Genomic DNA, 15,939 nt, shown 5'->3' with positions numbered 1-15,939 from the left:
CGATTTATATTCGACGCAGCCATACCCGGTGAAATGGTCAAATCATCTGATCCATATGATTCTGGATATACCTTCTCGCGACGAGGCATGCGATGGACTGGACCCACCGGCTGCGATTGCGGCATTTGCAGGTACTGCTGAGCCTTGCCGACACCGGCAATCTGAGCCAGTCGGCGGTCGCGCTCGCGACCACGCAGCCGGCGCTGTCGAAATGGCTGAAGGAACTGGAGGAGGATGTCGGGCTGCCGCTGTTCGAGCGGCATGCACGCGGCCTGCGGCCGACGCCGTACGGCGAAGCGCTGATCGAGCACGCGCGCCGCGTCGAGGCACAGCTCGACGTCGCGCGCGACGACATGGCCGCGCTGCGCGAAGGCGGCAGCGGCCTCGTGACGATCGGCACGTCGGGCGTCGCGGCGGCCGACACGGTGCCGCTCGCGGTGTCGCAACTGCTGAAACGGATGCCGCGCGCGCAGGTGCGGCTCACCGAAAGCACGATGATCCAGTTGATGCCGCAGCTTGCGCGCAGCGAACTGGACATCGTCGTGGGCCGCTCGGGTTCGACATCCGTCGATCCGCATCTGCACGCCGAAGCGCTGTATGTCGATCCGGTCGTGTTCGTCGCACGGCCCGGCCACGCGCTTGCCGGCGCGGCTTCGGTCGGCTGGGACGACGTGCTTGCCTATTCGTGGATCGTGTGGCCGTCGGGCACCCCCGTGCACAACGCGCTGGAAACCGCGCTGACGGCCGCCGGCCGCGTGCGGCCGCCGCACTGCGTCGAATCGAATTCGTCGATCCTCAACCTCACGCTGCTGAACAACACCGACCTGCTCGGCGTCGCGTCGCATCGCGCCGCGCAGCGCTTCGCGCAACTGAATGCGATCCGCATCCTGCCGATGGAGCTCGAGGGCCAGGGTGCGGTGTCGATGTACTGGCACCCCGACAGCGCGAATCGCGCAGCCGTGGCCGCGACGATCGAGTGCCTGCGCGCCTGCGCGGTGCCTCAGGTCGGTGGATGGGAGAAGGTCAACGTGGAGTAGATGACGCGGCCCGGCGCCAACCAGGCCGCTTCACTGCAACGCGTCATGCGCCGTCGCAGGATGCCGTGCCGTCGAGCATCAGCGTGCCGACCCGCGCGGGCACGAGCGGCGTGCGCGGCGCGGGCGGCGTCCAGCCGAACAGCGCCTGCGCGGCAGCGCCGCAAACGCGGCCCTGGCACGCGCCCATCCCGCAGCGCGACTGCAGCTTCGCGGCCGTCCAGCCCGGCTCCTGCGCGACCGCGTCGAAGCGCACATCCTCGCAGCGGCACAGCAGCGTATCGGGCCGCGCAAGCCGGCGGATCGGCTCGCGGATCGCGAAACGCTCGCGCACGGCATCTGCAAACGTCTGCCAATGTGCGCGCCGCGCGACGAGCGCGGCCAACGGCGCCGTCTGCCCGGTCGCCGCATAGCCGGCGATTTCGCCTTCGACCATCGCCAGCTCGCTGCCGCCGACGCCCGTGCACTCGCCGGCCGCGAAGTACCCGTCGCGGCTCGTACGCTGGTGCGCGTCGACTGCCACCGCACCGTTTTCGATCCGGCAGCCGAGATGGCTCGGCAGCACGGTGTTCGGCACGAGGCCGAAGCCGCACGCGAGCCGGTCGCAGTCGACGTCGAACTCGCGGTCGCCGCGGCGGATCCGCACGCGTTCGAGCCGCTTGTCGCCGAACGCTTCGACGACGCGCGCATCGGGCCGATAGACGGCCGTGACGAGCTTCGCGGCCTGCGCGAGCTTCGACGGCCAGCGCCACAGCCCCGCGCCGAAACCAGCCACGTCACCCCATGCGGCCTGTTCGAGCACGTGCGACACGCGCGCGCCGGCCTGACGGGCCGTCGCCGCGCTCGCCAACAGCAGCGGCCCGCTGCCGGCGATCACCGTGCGCTGCCCGCGCACGTCGAGGCCGTACTTGATCAGCGCCTGCAAACCGCCCGCGCCGGTGACGCCCGGCAGCGTCCAGCCCGGAAACGGCAGCAGCAACTCGCGTGCGCCGCAGCAGAGAATCAGCGTCCGGAAATCGAGCAGCAGCCCGCGTTCGTCGTCCTCGAGCAGCAGCGTGCCCGGCTGCGTTTCGGCGACGATCCGCGTCGCTGCGAGGTGCGTAACGTTCGGCTGCCGCAGTACAGCGAGGCGTTCGGCCGCGGCCTGCACCGGCGTGGCCGCTGCGCTTTGCCGCCAGATCTGCCCGCCCGCCCGCGGGTTGTCGTCGACGATCGCAACCGTCGCACCGCTTTGCGCGGCGGCCCGCGCGGCCGACAGCCCGGCCGGGCCGGCCCCGACGATCGCGACGTCGACGCTCAGTCGTTCCTGTTTCATTTCGTGCGCTCCACCTGCATCCCGTCGCGGCACAACGTCTGGCAGGCCAGCCGGCGGCGGCCGTCGATCGTCATCCGGCACTCCTGGCAGACGCCCATTCCGCAAAACGGCGCACGCGCCGCACCTGTGCACGACACGCGCGTCGTGTCGTCGCCGCTCGCCGCAACGGCGGCCGCGACGGTCGTGCCGTCGGCCACCGTCAGCGCGCGGCCGTCCAGATGAATGATCATGTCAGCGCTCCGGCTACGGGGGACGCGGTCAGGAAGCGTCCCGGCAAATACGGTTCGATATCGATCGGCGGCCGTTCGCCGGCCATCTGCGCGGCGACGAGCCGCGCACTGCCCGGCGCGGTCGTCACGCCGAGCCCTTCATGCCCGACCGCGAGCCACACGCCCGGCCGCGCCGGGTGCTCGCCGAGCAGCGGCAGGCCGTCGGGGCTCGCGGAACGGAACCCTGTCCATGAACGGATCCCGTTCAGGTCGGCCAGATCCGGCAAGTAGCCGACCGCGCGGCGCAGCATCCGCGCGAGCACCGGCGGCTCGACGCGCGCGTCTTCGGTATCGAACTGGCGCGACGAGCCGATCAGCAACTGGCCGGTCGGCCGCGGCTGCACGTTGAACGCGACCGACGTGCCATCGCTCGCATGCGCGCTTGCCGCATAACCGAGCTCGACGAGCTGGTGCGACACCTGGCCCGGATAGCGGTCGGTGATCAGCAGGTGGCCCTTTTTCGGGCGCAGCGGCAACTCGGGCAGCAGCGTGCGCGCCGCGACGCCGTTCGCGACGACCACGCGTTCCGCACGCAATGTGTCGCCGCTCGCGAGCGTCACGCTCGGGCCGTCGACCGCAACGGCCCGGTCGCGGCGCAACGTGATGCGCGGAGCGCGCTGCAGCAGCCAGTTCGCGGTGACGGGCGCATAGAGGATCGCGTCGCCGGGAATCTTCAGCGCGCCGCCGAGCCCGGCGCGCAGCATCGGCTCCAGTTGCGCGAGCGTCGCCGCGTCGATCAGCTCGCCGGCCACGCCGTGCGCGGCAAGCGTCGCCTGCTTCGCGCGCGCGAGATCCATCTCGTGCGCATCGGCCGCGAGCCACAGCGTGCCGCAGTTGCGGTATGCGCAGCCTTCCGGCATCTCGCCGCTCAACGCGCGCCACAGTTCGATCGAGTAATGGCTCAGCGCGAGTTCGGCCGCGTTGTCGTCCATCGCGACGAGGTGGCCCATCCCCGCGCCGGTCGCACCGCCGCTCGCGTCGTCGACGACGAGCACGCGCAGCCCGCGCTGCGCGAGTTCGTGCGCGCACGCCGCGCCGACGATGCCGGCGCCGATCACGACGACGTCGGTACTTGCGTCGCTCACGGCGCGATGCCCCAGCCGAACGGATCGTCTTCCTCGATCAGCAGCGTCGCTTCCGCACTCAGGTGCGCGCTGCCGCGGATCGTCGGCACGATGCCGCCGTCGGCCTGCTCGTAGCTCGCGTGGAACACGCTGCCGATCACGCTCGCCTGCCGCCACACGGCGCCCGGCGCGAGCTTGCCGTCGGCGGCGAGGCACGCAAGCTTCGCGCTCGTGCCGGTGCCGCACGGCGAACGGTCGTAAGCGAGGCCCGGGCACAGCACGAAGCTGCGGCTGTCGTGCTCGGCATCGTCGGCGAACAGTTCGATATGGTCGATCTCGCCGCCGTTCGCGCCGGTGATGCCCGCGCGTTCGAGCCCTTCGCGCACGGCCGACGCATACGCGGTGAGCGCCGCGACGTTGTCGCCGGCGACGCGCTGCCCGTGGTCGCTGATCAGGAAGAACCAGTTGCCGCCCCACGCGATGTCGCCCTTCACGGGGCCGTAACCCGGCACGTCGACCGCGACGCCCTGCGCATGGCGATACGCGGGCACGTTGCGCACGCTGACCGACAGGTCGTCGTGCAGCGTCGCCTCGACGGTGCCGACGGGCGTTTCGATCAGATGAATGCCGGACCGGATGCGCCCCATGTGATGCAGCGTGCGCACGACGCCGATCGTGCCGTGCCCGCACATCCCGAGATAGCCGCTATTGTTGAAGAAGATCACGCCGGCCGCCGCGTCGGGCGACACGGGTTCGCACAGCAGCGCGCCGACCAGCACGTCGCTGCCGCGCGGCTCGAGGATGCACGCGGTGCGGTAACGGTCGTGCTCGCGCGCGAGCACGTCGCGACGCTCGGCCATCGTGCCGTTGCCGAGCGAGGGGAATCCGGACACGACGAGCCGAGTGGGTTCGCCGCCCGTGTGCGAATCGATGATCTGGATGCGCTTCATCATGAGCCGTCCGAAGTGGGGAGTGGATAAGTGGGGAAAGGAGCATAGCTTCCTCCGTCGCGCGTCCGTCCGCTTGTGGCTTTTCGATAAGGACGACGACGAAATCGGCATAGTACGAAGCGCCCTTCTCGCACCGTGCGGCCGCTGTGCCGATTTCGTCATTTTGCTCCGCGATACGACTCAAGCGTGATGGGCATTTGCGCGGCGATACTGGTTGCCACACCGACACACCTGTCGGCCGACCGATACGAACGTAGGAGATTTCAGTGAGCCGCAAAGCCATTCAATGGACCGGGGTTTTCCCGGCCGTCAGCACCCAGTTCAAGCCGGACTTTTCCCTCGACATCGACGCCACGCACCGCGTGGTGAAGAACCTGGTGAACGACGGCGTGTCGGGCCTCGTGGTCTGCGGCACGGTCGGCGAAAACACGTCGCTGTCGACGAGCGAAAAGCTGCAGGTGATCGAGGCTGCGCGCGACGCGGCCGGCGGCAAGATTCCGGTGATCGCCGGCATCGCCGAATTCACGACCGAATTCGCGCGCAACACGGTGCGCGAAGCGCAGCGTGTCGGCGTCGACGGCGTGATGGTCATGCCCGCGCTGGTCTACTCGGCGAAGCCGCATGAAACCGCCGCGCACTTCCGCGCGGTCGCGACGAGCACCGACCTGCCGGTGATGGTCTACAACAACCCGCCGATCTACAAGAACGACGTGACGCCCGACGTGCTGATCGCGCTGCAGGACTGCGAGAACATCGTCTGCTTCAAGGATTCGTCGGGCGACACGCGCCGCTTCATCGACCTGCGCAATGCAGTCGGCGATCGCTTCGTGCTGTTCGCGGGCCTCGACGACGTCGTGGTCGAGAGCATCGCGGTCGGCGCCGAAGGCTGGGTGTCGGGCATGTCGAACGCGTTCCCGAAGGAAGGCGAGACGCTGTTCCGCCTCGCGAAGCAAAAGCGCTTCGACGAAGCGCTCGCGCTGTACCGCTGGTTCATGCCGCTGCTGCACCTCGATGCACGCCCCGACCTCGTGCAGTGCATCAAGCTGTGCGAAGAGCTGGTCGGCCGCGGCAGCGCGATCACGCGCCCGCCGCGCCTCGCGCTGCAGGGCGATACGCTCGCGGAAGTGAAGGCAATCGTCGCGAAGGCGCTCGAAACGCGCCCGGCGCTACCCGACGTCGGTCTCTGATCGACTCCCCCTGCGGCGGCGCAAGGCTTCCCCCTCGCGCCGCCGTCTCCGGTCCGGCATGGCCTGCGGGCCCGTTCGCCCCGGCGCTCGCGTGCGCCGCGCGTGAACGGCCCGCGGCCCGCCCCGGTCGTTCGAACCGGGCGACGCCGGCCGGCAGGCGTGCGCCGCTGCTCCGTCGGAGCGCGGCGCACTCGACGCCTGCACCGCCATTCCCCCAGGAGACAAGCCCATGCCAGGCCAAGGCAACGCTCACCCGTCTGTCCCGCTTTCCCGTTCCGCGCACCCCGACGCGGGTCACGGCAAGTTCAAGAAACAGTTGTCGCTGACCGATCTCACGTTCATCGGTCTCGGCGCCATTTTCGGTTCGGGGTGGCTGTTCGCCGCGAGTCACGTGTCGACGATCGCCGGCCCGGCCGGCATCTTCTCGTGGCTGCTCGGCGGCTTCGCGGTGCTGCTGCTCGGCATCGTCTACTGCGAACTCGGGGCCGCGCTGCCGCGCGCGGGCGGCGTGGTCCGCTACCCGGTGTTCTCGCACGGCCCGCTGCTCGGCTACCTGATGGGCTTCATCACGCTGATCGCCTTTTCAAGCCTGATCGCGATCGAAGTCGTCGCCGCGCGCCAGTACGCGGCCGCATGGTTTCCGGGCCTGACGGTCGAAGGGTCGAGCGACCCGACGACGCTCGGCTGGCTCGTGCAGGCCGCGCTGCTCTGCTTCTTCTTTTACCTGAACTATTCGAGCGTGAAGACGTTCGCGAAGGCGAACAACATCATCAGCATCTTCAAGTTCATCGTGCCGCTCGCGGTGATCGGCGTGCTGTTCACGTTCTTCAAGCCCGCGAACCTGACCGTGCAGGGCTTCGCGCCGTTCGGCATGCCGGGTATCGAGATGGCCGTGTCCGCGGGCGGCATCATCTTCGCGTATCTCGGGCTCACGCCAATCGTGTCGGTCGCGAGCGAGGTGCGCAATCCGCAGCGCACGATCCCGATCGCGCTGATCCTGTCGATCCTGCTGTCGACGCTGATCTACGTGCTGCTGCAGCTCGCGTTCATCGGCAGCATCCCGACAGCGATGCTCGCCGCCGGCTGGCACGACGTGAGCAAGGCATTCTCGCTGCCGTACCGCGACATCGCGCTCGCGCTCGGCGTCGGCTGGCTCGCGGTGATGGTCGTCGCCGACGCAATAGTCTCGCCGAGCGGCTGCGGCAACATCTACATGAACGCGACGCCGCGCGTGGTCTACGGCTGGGCGAAGACGGGTACCTTCTTCAAGGTGTTCACGCGCGTCGACGAAGCGTCGGGCATCCCGCGCGCGGGCCTGTGGCTCACGTTCGGCCTCGCGATCTTCTGGACGATGCCGTTCCCGTCGTGGGAAGCGCTGATCAACATCGTGTCGGCCGCGCTGGTGCTGAGCTATGCGGTCGCACCGGTGTCGGTCGCCGCGCTGCGCCGCACCGCCCCCGACCTGCCGAGGCCGTTCCGCGCGAGCGCGTTCGGCATCACCGGCCCCGCGTCGTTCGTGATCGCCGCGCTGATCGTCTACTGGTCGGGCTGGAGCACGGTGTCCTGGCTGCTCGGCCTGCAGATCGTGATGTTCGTCATCTATCTCGCGTGCCGCCGCTGGGTGCCGACCGCACACCTGAGCCTCGCCGAACAGGTGCGCTCGTCCGCGTGGCTGATCGCGTTTTATGCCGCGATGATCGTGCTGTCGTATCTCGGCAGCTTCGGCGGCACGGGCCAGCTCGCGCATCCGTACGACACGGTCGTCGTCGCGGCCGTCGCGCTCGTCATCTACTACTGGGGTGCCAACACGGGCGTGCGTTCCGACAAGCTGCAGCTCGACGACGACGAGGACTGACGCACCCGCTCCCTTTGTCACCATCACTTCGGCCGGGCGCACCACGCCCGGCCCCTGTTTTTTCCGAGGAAAACCATGCAACTCACAGGTCAGCTCCTGATCGGCCAGTCCGCCGTCGCCGGACAGAACGGCACCCTCCACGCGATCGCCGCCGCGACCGGCGAGCCACTCGAACCCGCTTTCGGCGGCGCGAGCCTGCACGACCTGGAGACGGCCTGCGCGCTCGCCGACGCCGCGTTCGACACGTATCGCGAAACGACGCTCGACGCGCGCGCCGCGTTTCTCGACGCGATCGGCCGGCACATCATGGCGCTCGGCGACGAACTGATCGAGCGCTGCGTCGCCGAAACGGGCCTGCCGCGCGCACGCATCGAAGGCGAGCGCGGCCGCACGGTCGGCCAGCTCGCGCTGTTCGCGTCGCTGGTGCGCGACGGCGGTTTTCTCGATGCACGGATCGATCCGGCGCGCCCCGAGCGCAAGCCGCTGCCGCGCGTCGACCTGCGCCTGCGCAACGTCGCGGTCGGGCCCGTCGCCGTGTTCGGCGCGTCGAATTTCCCGCTCGCGTTCTCGGTCGCCGGCGGCGATACGGCGTCGGCGCTCGCGGCCGGCTGCCCGGTGATCGTCAAGGCGCATTCCGCACATCCGGGCACGTCGGAACTCGTCGGCCGCGCGATCCAGCAGGCCGCGCGCGAATGCGGGATGCCGGCCGGCGTGTTCTCGCTGCTGTTCGACGCGTCGCGCGAGATCGGCCAGGCGCTCGTCGCCGATCCGCGCATCAAGGCGGTCGGCTTCACCGGCTCGCGGCGCGGCGGCGTCGCGCTGATGCACATCGCGGCCGCGCGCCCCGAGCCGATTCCCGTCTATGCGGAAATGAGCTCGATCAATCCGGTGCTGCTGTGTCCCGCCGCACTCGATGCGCGCCACGACACCATCGCGCCGCAGTTCGTCGCATCGCTCACGCTCGGCGCCGGCCAGTTCTGCACGAACCCGGGCCTCGTCCTTGCCGTCGACGGCCCCGCGCTGCGCGCGTTCGAAGCCACGGCGGCCGATGCCGTGCGCGCGGCGGCCGCGCAGACGATGCTGACGCCGCACATTCACGCAAGCTATGCGCAAGGCGTCGCGGCGCTGCGCGGGCACGACGCGGTCGAGCTGCTGGCGCAAGGAGCCGAAGGCGGCCGCCTTCAGGCCCGCGCGGCGCTGTTCGCGACGTCGGCCGACGCATTCATCGCACACCCCGAACTGCGCGAGGAAGTGTTCGGCCCTGCTTCGCTGATCGTGCGCTGCCCGGACGCCGACACGCTGCATCGCGTGCTGAAGTCGCTGGAAGGCCAGTTGACGATCGCCGCGCATCTCGCCGACGGCGACGCAGCGCTGTTCGCCGCGCTGCGCCCGACGCTCGAGCGCAAGGCCGGCCGCATTCTCGTCAACGGTTTCGGCACCGGCGTCGAGGTCGGCCATGCGATGGTGCACGGCGGCCCGTTCCCGGCGACGTCCGACACGCGCACGACGTCCGTCGGCGCACGCGCGATCGAGCGCTTCCTGCGCCCCGTGTCGTACCAGGACCTGCCGGACGCACTGTTGCCGGAAGCGATCCGCAACGGCAATCCGCTGAACGTGCCGCAGCGCATCGACGGCGTGCCGGCGCCGCGCGAGGTGAACCATGTCTGAGCAAACCGCCGAAGTCGTCCTGTCGCTCGATGAAGTCCATGCACTCGCGCTGCGCGTGCTGACGCACAACGGGATGTCCCATGCCCATGCGCACGCGATCGCCAATGTCATCACGCAAGGCCAGCGCGACGAATGCCATTCGCACGGCGTGTACCGGCTGCTCGTCTGCGTGCGTTCGCTCCGCAAGGGCAAGGTCGATCCGCAAGCGGTGCCGACGCTGCGCCGGCTGTCGTCGTCGATCGTCGCGGTCGACGCGCATCGCGGCTTCTCGCTGCTGAGCTTCGAAACCGGGCTGCCCGTGCTGGTCGAGATGGCGAAGCAGCACGGGATCGCCGCGATGGCGATCAACCACTGCTACCACTTCTCCGCACTGTGGCCCGAGGTCGAGGCGATCGCAGCCGAGGGGCTGGTCGGCATCGCGATGAACCCGAGCCATAGCTGGGTCGCGCCGGAAGGCGGCCGCGAACCCGTGTTCGGCACGAACCCGATCGCGTTCGCGTGGCCGCGCCCGGGCGGCGAGCCGTTCGTGTTCGATTTCGCGACGAGCGCGATCGCGCGCGGCGACATCGAGCTGCATGCGAAACAAGGCAAGGCGATTCCGCCGCACTGGGCGATCGACGCCGACGGCCAGCCGACCACCGATCCGAAGGCCGCGCTGCAGGGCGCGATGCGCACGTTCGGCGGCCACAAGGGCTCGGCGCTCGCGGCGATGGTCGAACTGCTCGGCGGCGCGCTGATCGGCGACATGACGAGCCGGGAATCGATGGACTTCGACGAAGGCGTCGGCGCGACGCCGTGCCACGGCGAGCTCGTGATCGCGTTCGATCCGAAGGTGTTCCTCGGCGACGATCTCGACGCGGGGCTCGCGCGCAGCGAGCGGATGTTCGGGGCGATCGTCGCGCAGGGCGCGCGGCTGCCGTCGCAACGGCGCTTCGACGCCCGCGCGCGCAGCATCGCGAACGGCGTGCGGATTCCGCAGGCGCTTTACGACGAGATCCTGACGCTGCTCGACTGACTGGCGCCTGCGTGCGGCGGCGGCGCGCATGCATCGTCGATACATGCGCGATCCGGCCGCCTCCCGGCCCCGCCGCGCGGGCGCCCCGCAACCGCCCGCGCGTTCCGCGCCGCGCCCGCCGCACGCGCCGGCCGCCGGCCGCGCGGGCGCCACGCCCCCGGCGGCTGTGGGATAATCGCCCGGTTTGCCCAGGGCGCAGCTCAAGAGGTTGTTCGCACGGGCGCGAGTGAGGCCTTTATTCCCGTGCCTCCACCCTTTTCCGCGATATTTCTTCAGCCATCACAATGCCCACTTACCGTTCCAAAACCTCCACCGCCGGCCGCAACATGGCAGGTGCGCGCTCGCTGTGGCGCGCCACCGGCATGAAAGACGACGATTTCTCGAAGCCGATCATCGCGGTCGTCAACTCGTTCACCCAGTTCGTGCCCGGGCACGTGCACCTGAAGGATCTCGGCCAGCTCGTCGCGCGCGAGATCGAGGCTGCCGGCGGCGTCGCGAAGGAATTCAACACGATCGCGGTCGACGACGGCATCGCGATGGGCCACGACGGCATGCTGTATTCGCTGCCGAGCCGCGACATCATCGCCGACTCGGTCGAATACATGGTGAACGCGCACTGCGCGGACGCGATGGTGTGCATCTCGAACTGCGACAAGATCACGCCGGGGATGCTGATGGCCGCGATGCGCCTCAACATCCCGGTGATCTTCGTGTCGGGCGGCCCGATGGAAGCCGGCAAGACGCGCCTCGCGAACCCGGTCACCAAGACCGTCGAACTGAAGAAGCTCGACCTCGTCGACGCGATGGTGATCGCGGCCGACCCGTCGTACTCGGACGCCGACGTCGCCGAAGTGGAACGCTCGGCCTGCCCGACCTGCGGCTCGTGCTCGGGCATGTTCACCGCGAACTCGATGAACTGCCTGACCGAAGCGCTCGGCCTGTCGCTGCCGGGCAACGGCACGGTGGTCGCGACGCACGCCGATCGCGAACAGCTGTTCAAGCGCGCCGGCCGCCGCATCGTCGAACTGACGCGCCAGCATTACGAGCAGGACGACGAACGCGCGCTGCCGCGTTCGGTCGGCTTCGCGGCGTTCGAGAACGCGATGACGCTCGACATCGCGATGGGCGGTTCGACCAACACGATCCTGCACCTGCTGGCGATCGCGCAGGAAGCCGGCATCGACTTCACGATGAAGGACATCGACCGCCTGTCGCGCACCGTGCCGCAGCTGTGCAAGGTCGCGCCGAACACGAACAAGTACCACATCGAGGACGTGCACCGCGCAGGCGGCATCATGGCGATCCTCGGCGAGCTCGAGCGCGCCGGCAAGCTGCACACCGACGTGCCGACCGTGCACGCACCGACGCTGAAGGACGCGCTCGACCAGTGGGACATCGTCCGCACGCAGGACGAAGCGGTCCGCACGTTCTACATGGCCGGCCCCGCCGGCATCCCGACGCAGGTCGCGTTCAGCCAGAACACGCGCTGGCCGAGCCTCGACCTCGACCGTGCCGAAGGCTGCATCCGCTCGTACGAGCATGCGTTCTCGAAGGAAGGCGGCCTCGCCGTGCTGACGGGCAACATCGCGCTCGACGGCTGCGTGGTGAAGACGGCCGGTGTCGACGAGAGCATCCACGTGTTCGAAGGCTCGGCTCACGTGACCGAGTCGCAGGATGAAGCGGTCGCAAACATCCTGAACGACAAGGTCAAGGCCGGCGACATCGTGATCGTGCGCTACGAAGGCCCGAAGGGCGGCCCCGGCATGCAGGAAATGCTCTACCCGACCAGCTACATCAAGTCGAAGGGGCTCGGCAAGGCATGCGCGCTGCTGACGGACGGTCGCTTCTCGGGCGGCACGTCCGGCCTGTCGATCGGTCACTGCTCGCCGGAAGCGGCAGCGGGCGGCGCGATCGGCCTCGTGCGCGACGGCGACAAGATCCGAATCGACATCCCGAACCGCACGATCGACGTGCTGGTATCGGACGAGGAACTGGCGCGCCGCCGCGAAGAGCAGAACGCGAAGGGCTGGAAGCCCGCGCAGCCGCGTCCGCGCAAGGTGTCCGCGGCGCTGAAGGCGTATGCGAAGCTGGTCATGTCGGCCGACAAGGGTGCGGTGCGCGACCTGTCGCTGCTCGACGACTGACGAGGCGGCCTACCGGCGACGGGTAGCCGGCGACCGGCAACCTGCAACCGGTCGGGCTGCGAGCCACACAACCGCCCGGCCACCCGCTCGCCCGACCCAGAAGCCGCTCTCCGGAGCGGCTTTTTTTCGTCCGGCGCCCGGAGCACCCGCCGCGCTGGCGCCGTCAGTGACGGAATTCGTCGGATCCGACGCCTCCTGCGCCGCCACCGTGGCTACCGCCGCCGTTTCCGCCGCCTTGCGGCCGCGCGTAACCGCCGCCACCACCGCCACCGCCACCACCGCCACCGCCACCACCTCCCTGACGCATCGGCGGCGGCATCGCATGGACTTCACCGCCCGGTGCGGGTGATGGATGCATGACGGCCGGCGGCGGGCTTGCCGGACGGGCATTGCCAGCCGCGCCCGGCATCGGCGCAGGTGCCGCCGGCGGCGGCGTGCGGTTCGCTCCGTTCCAGCCGCCGCGCGTGGCCGACGGCCGCGCGTCATGCGCGCCAGGCGACGGGCCGCCCGGCGCGGCCTGGATCGGCCCGCCCGGCTGCGGACGGCCCTGTCCCGGCGGGAACCCGCCGGGGCCGAGCCTCGGTTCCGCGCGATGCTCCCAGCGAGCGCGGTCGTGGAACCACGGGCGGTGCCGGTAGTAACGATCCCAGTACGCGCCAATTGCGAATCCGGTCACCGGGACGCCGATGATCGCGCCGTATTCGAGCACCGGCACGTAGCTGCCCTGGTACGGATACGCGAGCAACTGCGCATCGATCCAGCCGCGCACGCCCGGCAGCGCGACGTCGCACCACGAGTAGTCGCTCAGGCAGCCGAATACGTCCAGCGCCGTGTCGGGCGGGAGCTCCGCGACCACCGGATAATCAGGCGCCGGCCCGGCGAACAGTTCGGCCGGCGAGTTCGTGTAAGCGCTGCTCTGCGCATCGGCGACGCCCGGCGCGGCCGCGAGGCCAAGCAGGACGACGCACAGACTTCGGACAATCGTGTTGCTCATGATGCTCTCCCGCGCGACCCCGCCGCGCGTCGGTCAGTGCCGATGGCCGCCGCCCCAGTGGCCGCCGCCCCAGTGGCCGCCGCCCCAATGCCCGCCGCCCCACGGACGATGCCAGTACCCGCCGCGCCCGCCCCAGTATCCGCCGCCCCAGCGGCCCCAGAAGCCGATCGTGACGGGCGGCCCGTACCAGCCCGGGTAGTACCAGGGGTAGTAGTACGGGTACGGTGGCGGCACATAGGCCGGCACGACATACACCGGCGCCGGCGTGCCGACGTCGGCCGACGTGTCCGGCGCGGCTGGTGCCGGCGAAAGCGCCGGGCCGGGCGTGGCCGGTGCAACCGGAATCTCGCGCTGCGTCAGCGTGGCGGGCACCGGTGCGTAATAAGGCGCATAGCCGTACGGGCTCGTGTAGTAGCAGCCGCCGAGCGTCAGCGCGGCCAGCGCGATGACGGCGGGTCTCGCGGCAGGAATCGGGTTCATCTCGTGCTCCGGCAAAATCCGCGCGCCGCCGCCGGCCGCGCGCCTGACTCTAGCTTACGTCCCCTGCAGATTTCAGCGGGTATGATCGGTTACTTTTTGTTTCCTGCGCCGGCGGTGGTGCGGGTATGCTGCGTGCTGGCCCATGTGCCGCGCCCGCGTTGAAGTTGGCGCAAATGCCCTCAACTTGAACGATGTCAGACTGACCGGCGCGGACGAGCGTTCGCGAACACCCGGCAGCCGGAAACCGGCGGACTTCGGTCCGCCCCCGACAGGAGCGCGGCTCACGCCGCCATCGACATGACTACGCCACGCCCCACTCCCCGGGCGGACACGCCGCTCGATCCGATCATCCAGTTGCTGGCGCTCGCCGGCGAACAGGGTTATCTGACGCACGCCGACCTCGTCGACGCGCTGCCGCCCGAAAGCGACAGCCCCGACGCGCTCGACGTCGTGCGCGCCGCGCTCGCCGACATCGGCATCGCCGTGCTCGACGAGCCGGCCGCACCTGCGCCGTTCGCCGGCCCGGCGCCTGTCGATGTCGATCGCGACACGCTCGACGAAGGCCGGGCCGTGCTCGGCGACCTCGCACGCGGCACGAGCGCATCGACCGATCCGCTCGCGCTCTACATGCGGCGCATGCAGGCGGTACCGCTGCTCACGCGCGAAGGCGAAATCGTGCTCGCCCGCGAAATCGAGACGGGCCGCCACCAGGTGCTGCACGCGCTCGCCGGCTGTCCGGCGGCGGTCGACGCACTGCTTGCGCGGCACCGCGCAACGGGTGCCGCCGGTGCAACCGGATCGTCCGATGACGACGGCGGCGACACGCCCATGCCCGCGAGCGACGACGCGCTGCAGGCAGCCGTGTCGGCGCTGCGCGGCGCATTGGTTGTGCATGGCTGCCGTTCGGCCGAATACCGCGACGCGCGCAACCGCATGGCCGCGCTGCTCGGCTCGATCGCGTGGATCGCGCCTGCCGTCGACGACGCGAGCCGCGTCGTGCGCGCGCTCGCGGCAGCACCGCATGACGCCGCCGCGGGCGAAGCCGCCTGCTTCGACGCGGTCGCCCGGCGTGCCCTCGCGGCAGCGCTGACCGACGGCCAGCAGAAAGTGCGCGACGCGACGCGCGCAATGCTCGAGGCGAACCTGCGGCTCGTACTGTCGATCGCGCGCAAATACATGAACCGCGGCATCGACCTGCCCGATCTCGTGCAGGACGGCTGTCTCGGCCTGATGCGCGCGATCGAGAAATTCGAATACCGGCGCGGGTTCAAGTTCTCGACCTATGCGACCTGGTGGATCCGCCAGGCGGTCGCGCGCGCGGTCGCGGATCGCTCGCGCACGATTCGCGTGCCCGTGCACGTCGGCGACCAGTACCAGCGTGTACGGCGACATGCGCTGCGCTTTCGCCAGCGCACTGGCCGCCAGGCAACGCCTGCCGAGCTCGCTGCCGAAACCGGGTTCGACGAGGACAAGCTGCGCGCGGTGCTCGCGCTGCCCGCCGAGCCCGTCTCGCTCGACACGCCGCTGCCCGACACGGACACCGGCCTCGTGGACCTGATCGAGGACCACGCGTCGGCCAGCCCGTTCGAGCAACTGGCCGACACGCGCATGCGCGAGTGCGTGACGTCGCTGCTGCGGTCGGTCACGCCGGCCGAGGCCGACGTGCTGCGCCGGCGGTTCGGCCTCGGCGGCACCGAGCCCGATACCTACGACGCGATCGCGCAGGACGCGGGCATGTCGCGCGAACGCGTGCGGCAGATCGAGAAGCGTGCGCTCGCCGCGCTGCGCACGGCCGCGGAGGCCGAGAACGCGCAGTCGTTTCTCGACGCGTAATCGCGTCACGCGACGCACGGTCGTGCCGGCATGCGGCACGACCGTGCGCTTCGCGGCTGTGATACGTTTGCCATTGATGTGCGTCAAGTTTTGCGCGTCGTGCGTCGCGACAATGATCAAAAGCCGACCGG

13 protein-coding genes are annotated in these 15,939 nt (G+C 69.9%); 7 read left to right on the top strand and 6 right to left on the bottom strand.

All coding sequences use genetic code 11. The features are described from left to right. The first annotated feature begins 92 nt into the window (after nucleotides 1-92). Nucleotides 93-1,037: a LysR family transcriptional regulator gene (locus LXM88_RS36710; protein WP_262544350.1), complete on the top strand. Its 945-nt coding sequence runs from the start codon at nucleotides 93-95 to the stop codon at nucleotides 1,035-1,037. Nucleotides 1,038-1,080: 43 nt separating this feature from the next. Here the strand turns inward: LXM88_RS36710 and LXM88_RS36705 are convergent, their stop codons facing one another. From LXM88_RS36705 to LXM88_RS36690, 4 genes are read right to left on the bottom strand one after another with little or no spacing between them, the layout of a single operon-like run. Then, nucleotides 1,081-2,349, bottom strand: a complete 1,269-nt coding sequence (locus tag LXM88_RS36705; RefSeq protein ID WP_262544348.1) for an NAD(P)/FAD-dependent oxidoreductase — start codon at nucleotides 2,347-2,349, stop codon at nucleotides 1,081-1,083. Then, a complete protein-coding gene (locus LXM88_RS36700) occupies nucleotides 2,346-2,579 on the bottom strand; it encodes a (2Fe-2S)-binding protein (RefSeq protein WP_262544347.1) in 234 nt (77 codons plus the stop codon). The genes LXM88_RS36705 and LXM88_RS36700 overlap by 4 nt, the downstream gene beginning before the upstream one ends. Further along, on the bottom strand, nucleotides 2,576-3,703 hold the full coding sequence (locus tag LXM88_RS36695) for an NAD(P)/FAD-dependent oxidoreductase (protein ID WP_262544346.1): 1,128 nt from the start codon (nucleotides 3,701-3,703) through the stop codon (nucleotides 2,576-2,578). The genes LXM88_RS36700 and LXM88_RS36695 overlap by 4 nt, the downstream gene beginning before the upstream one ends. Continuing rightward, the gene (locus tag LXM88_RS36690) at nucleotides 3,700-4,632 is read right to left on the bottom strand and encodes a 4-hydroxyproline epimerase (protein WP_262547098.1); all 933 of its coding nucleotides are present in this window, start codon (nucleotides 4,630-4,632) and stop codon (nucleotides 3,700-3,702) included. The genes LXM88_RS36695 and LXM88_RS36690 overlap by 4 nt, the downstream gene beginning before the upstream one ends. A gap of 266 nt (nucleotides 4,633-4,898) precedes the next feature. Here LXM88_RS36690 and LXM88_RS36685 point away from each other — a divergent pair, with 266 nt between their 5' ends. The 5 genes from LXM88_RS36685 (at nucleotide 4,899) to ilvD (ending at nucleotide 12,501) form a co-directional block, all read left to right on the top strand. Further along, nucleotides 4,899-5,819 (top strand): dihydrodipicolinate synthase family protein, encoded by a 921-nt coding sequence (locus LXM88_RS36685; protein WP_011547925.1) that lies wholly within the window; start codon nucleotides 4,899-4,901, stop codon nucleotides 5,817-5,819. 229 nt (nucleotides 5,820-6,048) lie between these two features. After that, on the top strand, nucleotides 6,049-7,674 hold the full coding sequence (locus LXM88_RS36680; RefSeq protein WP_262544345.1) for an APC family permease: 1,626 nt from the start codon (nucleotides 6,049-6,051) through the stop codon (nucleotides 7,672-7,674). A gap of 75 nt (nucleotides 7,675-7,749) precedes the next feature. Beyond that, a complete protein-coding gene (locus LXM88_RS36675) occupies nucleotides 7,750-9,342 on the top strand; it encodes an aldehyde dehydrogenase (NADP(+)) (protein ID WP_262544344.1) in 1,593 nt (530 codons plus the stop codon). Next, the gene (locus LXM88_RS36670) at nucleotides 9,335-10,357 is read left to right on the top strand and encodes an Ldh family oxidoreductase (RefSeq protein WP_262544343.1); all 1,023 of its coding nucleotides are present in this window, start codon (nucleotides 9,335-9,337) and stop codon (nucleotides 10,355-10,357) included. The genes LXM88_RS36675 and LXM88_RS36670 overlap by 8 nt, the downstream gene beginning before the upstream one ends. A gap of 284 nt (nucleotides 10,358-10,641) precedes the next feature. Continuing rightward, entirely contained in the window at nucleotides 10,642-12,501 is a 1,860-nt protein-coding gene (gene ilvD / locus LXM88_RS36665) for a dihydroxy-acid dehydratase (protein WP_262544342.1), read from the top strand. Between the two features lie 163 nt (nucleotides 12,502-12,664). Here the strand turns inward: ilvD and LXM88_RS36660 are convergent, their stop codons facing one another. Together LXM88_RS36660 and LXM88_RS36655 are read right to left on the bottom strand one after the other, a co-directional pair. Continuing rightward, nucleotides 12,665-13,495 carry an SH3 domain-containing protein gene (locus LXM88_RS36660; protein WP_262544341.1) on the bottom strand — a complete coding sequence of 277 codons (831 nt, stop codon included), beginning with the start codon at nucleotides 13,493-13,495 and terminating at the stop codon, nucleotides 12,665-12,667. 33 nt (nucleotides 13,496-13,528) lie between these two features. Beyond that, nucleotides 13,529-13,975 carry a hypothetical protein gene (locus LXM88_RS36655; protein ID WP_262544340.1) on the bottom strand — a complete coding sequence of 149 codons (447 nt, stop codon included), beginning with the start codon at nucleotides 13,973-13,975 and terminating at the stop codon, nucleotides 13,529-13,531. Nucleotides 13,976-14,272: 297 nt separating this feature from the next. On the opposite strand from LXM88_RS36655, the gene LXM88_RS36650 reads away from it, so the two are divergent. Then, nucleotides 14,273-15,808, top strand: a complete 1,536-nt coding sequence (locus LXM88_RS36650; RefSeq protein WP_262544339.1) for a sigma-70 family RNA polymerase sigma factor — start codon at nucleotides 14,273-14,275, stop codon at nucleotides 15,806-15,808. The last annotated feature ends 131 nt before the right edge of the window (nucleotides 15,809-15,939 follow it).

The sequence above is a fragment of the Burkholderia sp. S-53 genome (assembly GCF_025560745.1).
Classification (GTDB): Bacteria; Pseudomonadota; Gammaproteobacteria; order Burkholderiales; family Burkholderiaceae; genus Burkholderia; species Burkholderia pyrrocinia.
This window is presented reverse-complemented; position numbering and strand designations above follow the sequence as displayed.

Excerpts from the sequence above, each read along its gene's own strand:
- LXM88_RS36710 (WP_262544350.1), top strand. The coding sequence starts at position 93 with ATGGACTGGACCCACCGGCTGCGATTGCGGCATTTGCAGGTACTGCTG.
- LXM88_RS36705 (WP_262544348.1), bottom strand. The coding sequence starts at position 2,349 with ATGAAACAGGAACGACTGAGCGTCGACGTCGCGATCGTCGGGGCCGGC.
- LXM88_RS36700 (WP_262544347.1), bottom strand. The coding sequence starts at position 2,579 with ATGATCATTCATCTGGACGGCCGCGCGCTGACGGTGGCCGACGGCACG.
- LXM88_RS36690 (WP_262547098.1), bottom strand. The coding sequence starts at position 4,632 with ATGAAGCGCATCCAGATCATCGATTCGCACACGGGCGGCGAACCCACT.
- LXM88_RS36680 (WP_262544345.1), top strand. The coding sequence starts at position 6,049 with ATGCCAGGCCAAGGCAACGCTCACCCGTCTGTCCCGCTTTCCCGTTCC.
- LXM88_RS36675 (WP_262544344.1), top strand. The coding sequence starts at position 7,750 with ATGCAACTCACAGGTCAGCTCCTGATCGGCCAGTCCGCCGTCGCCGGA.
- LXM88_RS36670 (WP_262544343.1), top strand. The coding sequence starts at position 9,335 with ATGTCTGAGCAAACCGCCGAAGTCGTCCTGTCGCTCGATGAAGTCCAT.
- ilvD (WP_262544342.1), top strand. The coding sequence starts at position 10,642 with ATGCCCACTTACCGTTCCAAAACCTCCACCGCCGGCCGCAACATGGCA.
- LXM88_RS36660 (WP_262544341.1), bottom strand. The coding sequence starts at position 13,495 with ATGAGCAACACGATTGTCCGAAGTCTGTGCGTCGTCCTGCTTGGCCTC.
- LXM88_RS36655 (WP_262544340.1), bottom strand. The coding sequence starts at position 13,975 with ATGAACCCGATTCCTGCCGCGAGACCCGCCGTCATCGCGCTGGCCGCG.
- LXM88_RS36650 (WP_262544339.1), top strand. The coding sequence starts at position 14,273 with ATGACTACGCCACGCCCCACTCCCCGGGCGGACACGCCGCTCGATCCG.